At 69.0% G+C, this 11,995-nt stretch carries 10 protein-coding genes and 1 pseudogene; 8 read left to right on the top strand and 3 right to left on the bottom strand.

Features of this window, described 5'->3' with window-relative positions; all coding sequences use genetic code 11:
- The 3 genes from ACFW5B_RS14470 (at position 1) to ACFW5B_RS14460 (ending at position 1,163) form a co-directional block, all read left to right on the top strand.
- Entirely contained in the window at positions 1 to 351 is a 351-nt protein-coding gene (locus tag ACFW5B_RS14470; protein ID WP_386438487.1) for a toxin-antitoxin system YwqK family antitoxin, read from the top strand.
- A 187-nt stretch (positions 352 to 538) separates the two neighbouring features.
- Entirely contained in the window at positions 539 to 850 is a 312-nt protein-coding gene (locus ACFW5B_RS14465; protein WP_386438484.1) for a hypothetical protein, read from the top strand.
- Between the two features lie 7 nt (positions 851 to 857).
- Entirely contained in the window at positions 858 to 1,163 is a 306-nt protein-coding gene (locus ACFW5B_RS14460; RefSeq protein WP_386438481.1) for a hypothetical protein, read from the top strand.
- A gap of 62 nt (positions 1,164 to 1,225) precedes the next feature.
- On the opposite strand, the gene aac(6') is transcribed toward ACFW5B_RS14460, so the two are convergent.
- Positions 1,226 to 1,750, bottom strand: a complete 525-nt coding sequence (gene aac(6') / locus ACFW5B_RS14455) for an aminoglycoside 6'-N-acetyltransferase (RefSeq protein ID WP_386438477.1) — start codon at positions 1,748 to 1,750, stop codon at positions 1,226 to 1,228.
- Between the two features lie 281 nt (positions 1,751 to 2,031).
- Between aac(6') and ACFW5B_RS14450 the strand changes: the two genes are divergently transcribed.
- From ACFW5B_RS14450 to ACFW5B_RS14435, 4 genes and pseudogenes are all read left to right on the top strand, one after another.
- Positions 2,032 to 3,291 carry an ABC transporter substrate-binding protein gene (locus ACFW5B_RS14450; protein ID WP_386438474.1) on the top strand — a complete coding sequence of 420 codons (1,260 nt, stop codon included), beginning with the start codon at positions 2,032 to 2,034 and terminating at the stop codon, positions 3,289 to 3,291.
- Positions 3,288 to 4,295 (top strand): carbohydrate ABC transporter permease, encoded by a 1,008-nt coding sequence (locus ACFW5B_RS14445; RefSeq protein WP_386438471.1) that lies wholly within the window; start codon positions 3,288 to 3,290, stop codon positions 4,293 to 4,295. The genes ACFW5B_RS14450 and ACFW5B_RS14445 overlap by 4 nt, the downstream gene beginning before the upstream one ends.
- Positions 4,296 to 4,300: 5 nt before the next feature.
- On the top strand, positions 4,301 to 5,137 hold the full coding sequence (locus tag ACFW5B_RS14440) for a carbohydrate ABC transporter permease (protein WP_386438468.1): 837 nt from the start codon (positions 4,301 to 4,303) through the stop codon (positions 5,135 to 5,137).
- A 613-nt stretch (positions 5,138 to 5,750) separates the two neighbouring features.
- A pseudogene (locus ACFW5B_RS14435) lies at positions 5,751 to 6,642 on the top strand (TauD/TfdA dioxygenase family protein).
- Positions 6,643 to 6,792: 150 nt separating this feature from the next.
- On the opposite strand, the gene ACFW5B_RS14430 reads toward ACFW5B_RS14435, so the two are convergent.
- Positions 6,793 to 7,638: an ArsR/SmtB family transcription factor gene (locus ACFW5B_RS14430; protein WP_386438465.1), complete on the bottom strand. Its 846-nt coding sequence runs from the start codon at positions 7,636 to 7,638 to the stop codon at positions 6,793 to 6,795.
- Positions 7,639 to 8,197: 559 nt separating this feature from the next.
- Here ACFW5B_RS14430 and ACFW5B_RS14425 point away from each other — a divergent pair.
- The gene (locus ACFW5B_RS14425; RefSeq protein ID WP_018088149.1) at positions 8,198 to 8,407 is read left to right on the top strand and encodes a hypothetical protein; all 210 of its coding nucleotides are present in this window, start codon (positions 8,198 to 8,200) and stop codon (positions 8,405 to 8,407) included.
- A 298-nt stretch (positions 8,408 to 8,705) separates the two neighbouring features.
- Here the strand turns inward: ACFW5B_RS14425 and ppdK are convergent, their stop codons facing one another.
- The gene (gene ppdK / locus ACFW5B_RS14420) at positions 8,706 to 11,486 is read right to left on the bottom strand and encodes a pyruvate, phosphate dikinase (RefSeq protein ID WP_386438734.1); all 2,781 of its coding nucleotides are present in this window, start codon (positions 11,484 to 11,486) and stop codon (positions 8,706 to 8,708) included.
- Positions 11,487 to 11,995: the final 509 nt, after the last annotated feature.

Genomic DNA, 11,995 nt, shown 5'->3' with positions numbered 1-11,995 from the left:
ATGCGTATCGACGACGAAGACACCTACTTGGAAAACGGAAACATCGTCTACTACCAAGACAATCCGTTCACCGGCGAAGTCGTTACGCACGACGAAGAGGGCCGAGTGATCAGCCTCGTCTCCTACCTGGAGGGTTACGAGTCCGGCCCACAGACCGAGTGGTACCCCAACGGGGCAAAGAAGGAGGAGGGCTCGTGCCGGTTGGGAGTGGCTGTCGGCGAATGGCGTACGTGGCACCCAAACGGCCAACTCGCTGAGTTCTCGGTCTTCAGCCCCAAGGGGAGGTACCTACAGCGCCAGAGGTGGGACGAGGACGGAAACCTCACGGTGGACAAAACCTACACGGCGTGAGATATGGCCATGGCGCATTGAATTCGCAGACGCTTATCGGGAGGAGAATTCGTGTGTGCATGGCGATTGACGAACCCAGGCAGGGCTTGCCTGTGGGAGATTGACGCAGACGGCATCCGAATGACCAGCCGGCCGAACCGCCCCGCCCAAGAACCAGACTCGCCAGGAGAATCAGGAGAGATCGGCTATGCCTCAGGACATCCCCGCACCACCGGCCACCCCCGAAGAAGCGCTCGCCATCGTTCGTAGCCGCTACGCCGAGCCCAAGCTGGCAGACGGTTCACCCGCTCCGATGCAGGTTGAGGAATTCGACCTCGGCTATCTCGTGTACCCCGCGTACCCCGACACCCTCGACGACTCGGGCGAGCCCCAGCCGGCCCCACCCGGCGGAGCGAAGATCATCGTGGCCAAGGACACCGGCGAAACCGTCACCGTGCCCAACCTCCCCACCGAGTCGGCCATCGACCTCTACCGACAGCAGCGCCGGTCCCCCGAATAACAGGGAGTTGGCCACGCATGTTTGGCCGGACGGCACCCCCGCCCCTCCGACCACCCCTGAGGAAGCGCTAGCCATCGCCCGCAGCCGCCAGGCCCAGCCCACATTGGCGGACGGCTCTCCGGCGCCGATGCGGGTCAAGGAATTCGACATCGGCTATCTCGTCTACGCCACGTTCCCGCCCACCGAGCCCCGCTCCTTCGGCGGGAGCCATCTCGTGATCTCCAAGACTGACGGCGCGCTGACCTTCGTGCCCAACTTCCCGCCGGATTCAGCGATCGCTCAATACCGCAAACGGCGCCGCCCCACTCCGTGAGTCGGTCGCGGTCGGCGAGGTGGTCCGGCGGGCCGGGATGGCGCTTCCCTCCACCCTCCGCCTCACGTCAGTTCATCGGCCAGCAGATCCATCAGCAGCCCGTCCGCCCAACCGCCCGTCCGGTAGTCGCGTCCGTAAGCCCGCATGATTCCCACGGGTTTGAAGCCGGCCTTGCGGTAGCTGCGGATGGCGGCGGTGTTGGCCGTGGCCGGGTCGATGGTGAGGCGGTGGTGGCCGCGTTCGTGGATCAGCCAACGGGCGAGTGTGCGGACGGCGTCGGTGCCGAGGCCCATTCCGTGCCGGCTCGCCGTGAGGAAGATGTCGATGCCGGCGTGCCGGAATTCGGGGTCGGGCTCCTCGGAGAACTGGATCGCGCCGATGACCGCGTCGTTGAGGACGACGGCGAGCATGCCCCGGTAGTCGTCGGGCACTGACCACCACGCCGCGACCTCCGGTTCCCGGACGATGCGGTCCAGAGTGGGGACGTCCGACTCCGTGGTCGGCCGGAGCACTACTGCGGTCCCGCGCAGTTCGCTTGGCAAGCCGCCCGTTTGCTGCCGTCGGTCGTCACCGTTCTCCGAGTCCATCTCCGTATTGTCCTGCGCGGGCGGGCTCAGGCAGCGGGCCGTGGTGGGTATTCGGTCAAGAGCAACACAGCCACCGGGGGGGGAGAAACCGGTGGATCGGGAGCGAACTCAGCCCCAGGGAGCCCGGATTGATGACGCCCTGCTCCTCCGCCCTCGGCCCCACCCCGCTCCCGGCTTTATCCACAGGCAATGCGCACCTCACGCGCATGCGGCAAAGTGGGTTGCTGCACCGTCGGTGATCGACCATCACCGGGACGTGACGAGCGCAGGGGGCGAGTGTCATGACGGAGATCGACAGGCGGCGGCTGTTGGCGGCCGGTGGTGGGGTTGCTCTTGCCGCGGGGCTGGCGACGGCGTGTGGTTCCAACACCGGGCGGGACGGCGGGGGTTCGGGACCGGAGATCCGGCAGTGGTACCACCAGTACGGGGAGCCGAAGACCGAGCGGGCCGTGAAGCGGTATGCCGCCGCGTACCGGAAGGTGCACGTGTCGGTGCAGTGGCGGCCGGGAGACTACGACCGGCAGACGGCGGCGGCGCTGCTCACCGACTCGGGGCCGGACGTCTTCGAGGTCAACGGGCCTCTGCTGGAGCAGATCCAGGGCGGGCAGGTGGCCGATCTGACCGAGGTCGTCGAGCCGGTCAAGGATGATTTCCACCAGGCCGCGCTGGCGCCGAAGATCTGGCAGGACAAGATCTGGGGCATCCCGCAGGTGGTGGACATGCAGTTGCTCTACTACCGCAAGAGCCTGCTGAGAAAGGCCGGGGTACGGCCGCCGCAGACGCTCGATGAGCTGGTGGACGGGGCGAAGAAGCTCAGCGACAAGAAGACCAAGGGACTGTTCCTGGGGAATGACGGTGGGGTGGGCGTGCTCGGTGGGACGCCGTTGTTCGCTGCCGGTCTGAGTCTGATCGGCGAGGACGGGAAGGCCGGCTTCGACGATCCGGCCGCGGCGCGGGCGCTCGGAAAGATCCGGCAGCTGTACGCAGACAAGTCGCTGCTGTTGGGGGCACCCACGGACTGGTCCGATCCGGCCGCTTTCATACAGGGGCTGACCGCGATGCAGTGGTCGGGGCTGTGGGCGCTGCCGCAGATCAAGAGTGCACTGGGCGACGACTTCGGGGTCCTGCCGTTCCCGAAGGACGGAAGCGGCGGGAAGCCTTCCGTTCAGGTGGGTGCCTATGGCTGCGCGGTCAGTGCGCGGAGCAAGCGCCAGGCGCAGGCCAAGGCCTTCGCGAAGTGGCTGTGGGTGGACCGCACCGACTACCAACAGGACTTCGCGTTGTCGTACGGCTTCCACATCCCGGCCCGCATCTCGCTGGCGAAGAAAGCCGAGCAGTTGCGGGAGGGACCGGCGGCGGACGCGGTCCGTCTCGCCACGGACCATGGCTACGCCGAGCCGCTGTTGTGGACGACCGCGGACCGTACCGCCTATCAGGACGCGCTGAGCCGGATCATCAAGGACGGCGCCAACCCGGAGAGCGAGCTGAAGACCGTGGTGCGCAAGGTCAATGCCGAGTCTCAGCGGGTCAAGAAGCAATGACGGTGGGAGGGAGCGGAGGGGCGGTCGCCGAGGCGCCGGCACCCCGGCCGGCAGTGGTGCCGGACGCCGGACGACGACGCTCGCCCGGGGACCGGCTGCTCGGGCCGCAGCGGCGGAATCTGTGGTTCTGGGTCTTTGTCGGGCCGTTCGCCCTCGGGCTGGGGCTGTTCACCTACGTGCCGTTGGTGTGGAGCGTCTATCTGAGCTTCTTCGACGCGCACAACACGGTCAGTCCGTCCGGCGCGGATTTCGTCGGCCTGGGCAACTACGGCGCGATGCTCAGCGATGCCTCGTTCCTCGGCAGCCTGGGGACGTTTCTGCTGTTCACGGCGTTCATCGTGCCGGCGACTTATGTGCTGTCGCTGACACTGGCGCTGATGGTCAACCGGCTGCGGTTCGCCCAGGCGTTCTTCCGGTCGGTGTTCTTTCTGCCGACGGCCTGCTCGTATGTCGTCGCGTCGGTGATCTGGAAGCTGTCGATCTTCAACGGGGTGCGGTTCGGGCTGGCCAACACGGTGCTGGGGTGGTTCGGGGCGGACCAGACGGCGTGGCTGTCGACGACCGATCCGCCCTGGTACTGGCTGGTCATCGTGACCGTACGACTGTGGCTGCAGGCCGGGTTCTACATGATCCTGTTCCTGGCCGGGCTCCAGCGGATCTCGCCGCAGCTGTACGAGGCGGCGGCGGTGGACGGGGCGCGGCCCGGCCGGCAGACCTTCTGGTACATCACCTTTCCGCAGCTGCGCGCCACCTCGGTGGCGGTGGTGCTGCTGCTGGTGATCAATGCGTTCCAGGCGTTCGACGAGTTCTACAACCTGCTGAGCGACGCCCGCGGCTATCCGCCGTACGCCCGGCCGCCGTTGGTCTACCTCTACTACACGGCGCTCGGCCGGGATCAGAACCTCGGGCTGGGCAGCGCGGGCGCCGTGATCCTGGCGCTGATCATCGCGGTGGCGACGGTGGTGCAGGCACGCTGGTTCGGCCTCGGGCGCAAGGAGGAGTGAGCGGGATGGACGATGCGCTGACGAGGGCCGGGCGGGCGTTGCGGGTGGTGCTGCTGGTCGCCTTGGCGCTGCTGTTCCTGGTGCCGTTCTATCTGCTGGTGCGGAACGGGCTGGCGACCGAGCAGGACATCACCGCGCCCGACTGGACGTTCTTCCCGCGGGTGCTGCAGTGGTCGAATCTGACCGAGGTGTTCCAGGACCCGAATCTGCCGCTGGGGCGGGTGCTGCTCAACTCCACGCTGATCGCGGTGTCGACGACGGCCGGCACGGTGCTGCTGGCCTCGCTCGCGGGCTACGGCCTGGCCCGGATTCCGTACCGGCACGCCAATGCCGTCTTCTACGCGATCCTGGGAACGCTGATGGTCCCGGCGGCCGTGACGTTCGTGCCGAGCTTTGTGCTGGTGTCGACGCTCGGGTGGATCTCCACGCTGCGCGGGCTGGTCATACCGACGCTGTTCAGCGCGTTCGCCTGCTTCATCTTCCGGCAGTACTTCCTGGGCTTCCCCCGGGAGCTGGAGGACGCGGCGCGGGTCGACGGGCTCGGGTACTGGCGGACGTACTGGCGCATCGTGGTGCCCAACGCCCGGCCGGTCTTCGCCGCCGTCGGCACGATCGTCTTCATCGGCGCCTGGAACGCGTTCCTGTGGCCGCTGGTGATCGGGCAGGACCAGGAAGCCTGGACGGTGCAGGTGGCGCTGTCGACGTTCACCACCGCGCAGAACCTCAATCTGCACAAGCTGTTCGTGGCGGCGGCGGTCTCGATCGCCCCGCTGGTGGTGGTGTTCCTGTTGTTGCAGCGGTACATCGTCGCGGGGGTGGAACGCAGCGGGATCGACGACTGACGCACACATCGACGACTGATGCCCATGGGGTCGACGGCCGGTGCAGGTGGATCGATGGCCGACTGGCGCATTGAGGACACCTGGCGGAGGGGGTACGGTGCGTGGCATGAGCACGCATCTGGACGTCCGTGAGGCGGAGCCGCGCGACCGCGGCCCCCACGGCGAGTGCGCGCCCCGCGGCCTGAGCCTTCTGCGCCGCCGCGGCCGGGTGGGTTCTCCCCCGGCCGGCTGTTCCTGTCGGGCCTGACCGCCCCAGCAGCGCTGACTGCTCCGCACGCTGACGGCCCCACCCGCTGACATCCGGCGGATGTGGCCGCACGGCCGTACCCGCAGCGGTCTCCCGACAGCCCCGGCGGCCCCCACGGCTCCGGCGCCTCGACGGCCCCGGCGCCCCCTGACGGTCCCGCCGCCCCGCACACCGACGGCGACGGCCCGCCCGCCCCGCCACGACTCCTCACACCTCTCCGTCGCCTCCCCCCGTGCCCTTCCCTCCCCACCTCACCGTCCCCACCTCGCCCTCCAGGAGGACCAGTTGACGCCCCTCGCCGATGCCGATACCGAAGCCGTTGTCGATTCCGAGACTCCCCACACCCCTGCCCTACGTCCCCACCGCATCCCCGCCGACGGCCTGTACGAGGGGCCCCGGCTCCTGCGCCGGACCCCCGACGGATGGGACGACCGGCCGCTACGAGCGCTTCGAGGTCGTGCCGCAGGCGGCCACCATCGGGGCCGAAATCCGTGGGGTGGACCTGTCCCGGCCGCTCTCCGCGGAGCTGCGTACGGAGCTGAACCGGGCCCTGCTGGAGTGGAAGGTGCTGTTCTTCCGCGGCCGGCGGCTGAGCTCCCGGGCACAGCGGGAATTCGCCCGGAATTGGGGCGAGCTGGAGTCCAATCCGCTGCTCGCACGGGGGGATTCGGCTGATGTGGTGCGGTTCGACAAGGCGGCCGGTGGGGCCGCGACGTTCGAAAATGTATGGCACACGGATGTGACGTTCCGGGAACGCCCGGCGATGGGCGCGGTGTTGCAGCTGCGGGAGGTGCCGCCCGCGGGCGGGGACACCATGTGGTCCGATATGGCGGCGGCATACGACAATTTGCCTCCGGAAATCCGGACACGGATCAATGGGGCGTGGGCGGTGCACGACTATCTTCCGGGCTTCGCTCGCTTCTACTCATCCGCTCAACTGGCGCCTTTTCAGGAGGAGTTCCCTCCGGTCGAGCACCCGGTGGTGCGCCGGCACCCGGAGACGGGGCGGCGGATGCTGTTCGTCAACGCGTCCTTCACCACCCGCGTCGTGGGGCTCGGCCGGGCGGCGAGCGACCGGCTGCTGCGGCTGTTGTTCCAGCAGGCGCAGGTCCCGGAGTATCAGGTGCGCTGGCGCTGGCAGGCGGGGGACCTCGCGTTCTGGGACAACCGCGCCACCCAGCACTACGCGGTGAACGACTACGGGACGCACCGCCGGGTCGCCGAACGGGTCGCCATCGCGGGCGACCGCCCGTACTGACCGGAGGGCGGCCGGTCCCGCCGGCCCGCGAGGACCCGGACCTCCCGGGCACGTCCGTCAGACAGCCAGCCCCCGGAGGCCGCCTTGCGCACCGGCCCGCACGGCGCCGCCAACGCCCGGCAAGGCACCTTCGGCCGCCCCCGACGCCCCTCACCGCAACCGCTCGTACGTCGCCTCCTCCGCCGGTCGCGCACCGCGCAGCAGGGCCGCGCCCAGCGGGGTGAGGGTGTGCAGCACCGCGTTGCCCTGCCGCAGGGTGAGCAGCAGGCCGGCGTCGCGGAGCACCGTCGCGTGCTGGCTGGCGGAGGCCAGCGAGACGTCGGCGCGACGGGCGAGTTCGCTGGTGGTGCAGCCGATGCCGATCCGCTGGAGTATCGCGGAGCGGGTCTGGCCCACCAGCCGGCCCAGGGAGCGCTCCGGCGGGACCTGCGGCGTGAGCCGGGGCGCGGGGTGCTCCACGGGATAGACCAGGACGGGCGTCAGGTCCGGGTTGTGGAAGGTGACGGGGGTGCGGCGGCAGAAGTACGACGGCAGCAGCAACAGGCCCCGGCCGTTGAGGTGGAGATCGCGGTCGACGGGATAGTCGGCCTCCAGGACCGGCGGGCGCCAGCGCATCATCGGCGGCAGCGAGGCGAGCAGCCGGTCCGCGCCGCCGTCGAGCAGCGCCCGGCCACGGGCGGCCCGGTCGGCCTCTATGCGGCCCTGGACGCGCGGCCAGTACGGGGCGACGGCCGCCTCGTAGTAGCGCTGGAGTATCCCGGCGAGCCGGCCGAGCGCGCGGGTGTCACCGTCGGCCATCGCCCGTATCCACGACGGGAACGGGCGGGCGGCAGTGGAGAGCCGGGCGAGCTCGGCGCCCAGCCGGCAGGCCGGTGTCTCCCGCAGGGCGGCGAGCGCGTCGGTCATCCCGAGGAGCCCTTCGGCGGGCGTCAAAAAATCGGGAAAATAGCCGCGGGTGGGCACCAGTGGTGCCAGCAGCCGCGCTTCGCCATTCAACCTTCCACGTGTTTCCGATCGCCATTTGCCGAACGCCGAATCGTCCCGTCTGTCACGTAGCCGGTGAAAGCTTAAGACGGTCTCCCACAGTGCGTCCGGGCGCGCGGCAATGCGCACACGGGCCAGATCGAGTCCACTGAAATGGACGCGTAACACCGAACCCCCACCCCTGGTTTCCTCAGTCGGCCCCCGGCACGCCTGAGTATGCACGCCAACACGCGCGGTCACCATGCCCTTTTGGCCAGACTTGAAAGTAGTCGCGCCACCGGGCGGCCGGAAGGAATGCTGTACTCAATTCAACGGCGGCACGAACGGGCCGGGTTGCTCGATCCCGTGGGGGGTGATGGGCACACAACCGGCCGCTCGGCAGCCCCGTTGAAGGCCGCCTTCCCGCGCCGACCGGGGTGGCGGCAGCTCCCGAGGGGGGAGTCCGGAGAAAGCGAGGGCGGCACCTCCGCACAGGTGCCGCTCTCGTCGGACCGATCATGAACGGCGGGGCGTGGCCCGGCCCCCCGCTCCACCGGATGCACCCTCGGGGACACAGGGGCAGGCTGGAGGCATGGCCGAGCACCCGCCCGTCATCGTGCATCCGCCGTCGCCCACCGGCGGCCGGCGCGTCACGATCGAGGGCGAGATCCTCGGCCTCGCGTACAGCAGCGTCGATCTGCTGGAGTTTCTGCGCCGTGCCGGTCTGGACACGGACGTGGTGTCGCTCGACGACCACGACTTGATCGAATGGCGGGGCGGCGGCCACAACGTCTGGATGTGACGGCCCCGTGAGAGCCCACCCGAGCTGACGGCTCCATGAGACCGCTGCCCGCGGTGAGGCCCCCGTGAGCCCCCTGCCCCGGACCGCCGGTACCGGGGGGGCGGCGTCACGACCGCACCCCGCGGCCGGACAGACCCCGGAACCCAAAGCGAGGGCGGCACCTCCGCACAGGTGCCGCCCTCGTCGGGGTGCCGGAGCCGGTGGTCAGGCGGCTGAGGGTGAGGTGCCTTCGCACCGGCTCCGGTGGGCTGTCCGGGGCACCGCGGACGCGCCTGGCGCCCGTGGTACCCCGGTGGGGTCAGCGGCTGTCGCTGCCCTTGGACTCGGCGGCCGCCCGGCCCGCCTCCAGCCGTGCGACCGGGATGCGGAACGGGGAGCAGGAGACGTAGTCCAGTCCGGCCTCGTGGAAGAAGTGGACCGACTCCGGGTCACCGCCGTGCTCACCGCAGACCCCGAGCTTGAGGTCGGGGCGGGTGGCGCGGCCGGCCGCGGCGGCGTTGCGGACCAGGGAGCCCACGCCGTCCTTGTCGATGGTCTCGAAGGGGCTGACGCCGAAGATGCCCTTCTCCAGGTACGCGGTGAAGAAGCTGGCCTCGACGTCGTCGCGGCTGAAGCCCCAGACCGTCTGCGTGAGGTCGTTGGTACCGAAGGAGAAGAAGTCGGCCGATTCGGCGATCTGACCAGCCGTGAGGGCGGCGCGGGGCAGCTCGATCATCGTGCCGAGGGTGAGCTTGAGTTCGACGCCGTGGGCCTTCTCGACCTCGGCGATGACCTGCTCGGCCTCCTCGCGGACGATCTCCAGCTCCTGGACGGTGCCGACCAGCGGAATCATGATCTCCGCACGCGGGTCGCCCTTGGCGTTCTTGCGCTCGGCCGCGGCCTCGGCGATCGCCCGTACCTGCATGGCGAACAGGCCGGGGATGACCAGGCCGAGGCGGACGCCGCGCAGACCCAGCATCGGGTTCTGCTCGTGCAGCTTGTGCACGGCCTGGAGCAGGCGCAGGTCGTTCTCGTTGGCGTCCTTGCGGGCCTCGGCGAGCGCGACCCGGACCGACAGCTCGGTGATGTCGGGCAGGAACTCGTGCAGCGGCGGGTCCAGCAGCCGCACGGTCACCGGCAGCCCGTCCATCGACTCGAACAGCTCGGTGAAGTCGGTCCGCTGGAGCGGCAGCAGCTCCTGGAGCGCGGCGTCCCGGTCGGCCTCGGTGTCGGCCAGGATGAGGCGCTCGACCATCTCACGGCGCTCACCGAGGAACATGTGCTCGGTGCGGCACAGGCCGATGCCCTGGGCGCCGAACCGGCGGGCGCGGGCGGCGTCCTCGGCGTTGTCGGCGTTGGCACGGACGCGCAGCCGGCGGACCCGGTCCGCGTACGACATGATCCGGTGGACGGCCTTGACCAGCTCGTCGGCGTCCTCGGCGCCGGCGTGCATCCGGCCCTCGAAGTACTCCACGACCGGGGACGGCACGACCGGCACCTCGCCGGCGTAGACCTTGCCGGTGGAGCCGTCGATGGAGACGACGTCACCCTCCTCGATGACGGTCCCGTCCTGGGTCGTCATCCGGCGGGCCTTGGTGTCGACCTCCAGCTCCTCGGCGCCGCAGACACAGGTCTTGCCCATGCCGCGGGCGACGACGGCGGCGTGCGAGGTCTTGCCACCGCGGGAGGTGAGGATGCCCTCGGCGGCGATCATGCCGTTGAGGTCGTCGGGGTTGGTCTCCCGGCGGATCAGGATGACCTTCTCGCCGGAGCGCGACCACTTGACGGCGGTGTACGAGTCGAAGACGGCCTTGCCGACCGCCGCGCCCGGGGAGGCGGCGATGCCGCGGCCGATCGTCTCGGACTTCGCGCCCAGGTCGAAGCGGGGGAACATCAGCTGCGCCAGCTGCGCGCCGTTGACCCGCTGGAGGGCCTCGGCGTCGTCGATCAGACCCTGGTCGACGAGCTGGGTGGCGATCCGGAAGGCGGCACCGGCGGTGCGCTTGCCGACCCGGGTCTGCAGCATCCACAGCTTGCCGCGCTCGATGGTGAACTCGATGTCGCACAGGTCCTTGTAGTGCGTTTCGAGCGTCTCCATGATCTGCATCAGCTCGTCGTACGACGCCTTGTCGATGTTCTCGAGGTCGGCGAGCGGCACGGTGTTGCGGATACCGGCGACGACGTCCTCGCCCTGCGCGTTCTGCAGGTAGTCGCCGTAGACGCCCTGGTGACCGCTGGCGGGGTCGCGGGTGAAGGCGACGCCGGTGCCCGAGTCGGGGCCGAGGTTGCCGAAGACCATGGAGCAGACGTTGACCGCGGTGCCGAGGTCGCCGGGGATGCGCTCCTGGCGGCGGTAGAGCTTGGCGCGGTCGGTGTTCCACGAGTCGAAGACCGCACGGACCGCGAGGTCCATCTGCTCGCGCGGCTCCTGCGGGAAGTCGCGGCCGGTCTCCTTGGCGACGATGTCCTTGAACTGCGCGACCAGGGTCTTGAGGTCCTTGGCGTCGAGGTCGATGTCGACGCGGACGCCCTTGGCCTGCTTGGCCTCCTCCAGCGCTTCCTCGAAGAGCTCGCCGTCGACGCCCAGCACGGTCTTGCCGAACATCTGGATGAGGCGGCGGTAGGAGTCCCACGCGAACCGCTCGTCACCGGCCTGCGCGGCGAGGCCGGAAACCGATGCATCGGAGAGGCCGATGTTGAGGACGGTGTCCATCATGCCAGGCATGGAGAACTTCGCACCGGAACGCACCGATACGAGCAGCGGGTCGTCGGCCTGGCCGAGCTTCTTGCCCATCTTCTGCTCAAGGGCGTCGAGGTGCTCGGAGACCTCGGCACGCAGTGCCGCGGGCTCGGTACCGCTCTCGAGGTAGACCTTGCAGGCTTCAGTGGTGATCGTGAAGCCGGGAGGGACCGGAAGTCCCAGGTTGGTCATCTCGGCGAGGTTCGCGCCCTTGCCGCCTAGCAGGTCCTTGAGGTCCTTGTTGCCCTCGGTGAAGTCGTAGACGAACTTCGTGGCCGAAGGCTGGGTTACGTGGGGATCTTGTGTTTCCGGCACGGCACTGACTCCTCGCCGACGGGCTGCCCTGACGGCGAGGAACATACCCAGATCGAAGGCGTATGGGTACGTCCACTTGGTCGACATACCTGCGTAACCAGTCGTCCGCCACCAGATCGAAAGTGATCATGCGTTTGGACCATGCTTCACTACCTGAATGCATCACTTCACTATGTAGTCGCAAGTCGCTTGAATGCTACTCGCTGCTACGAACGCGTTAACGAGTCGAACACATGATCCGTGGCACCCGGTGCCACCATTGGAGAGGTGGAGTCCCATCCTTACCGCTCATCTGAGCGCACCTCCTATCAGGGGTGGCGAGAATCACGCGCTCATGTGTGAGCTGGTCCCATCATTTGGACCCCTGGCGGCCACGTAAGCAAGGACCCCTCCATCGACACGCAGGCCCACGCGCATGTGGGAAAGCTGGTTCCGCCTCGGACCGGGCACTCCTTCTCGCCACCGCTCACAGAGCACCGGGCGTCAGGATCAGGCCATAGTCTTCGGCCGCCGGGAACGACCGGATGGCACATCGTGCAGCGGGAATGCCGGTG

This window comes from Streptomyces sp. NPDC058773, from assembly GCF_042746015.1.
Taxonomy (GTDB): domain Bacteria; phylum Actinomycetota; class Actinomycetes; order Streptomycetales; family Streptomycetaceae; genus Streptomyces.
This window is presented reverse-complemented; position numbering and strand designations above follow the sequence as displayed.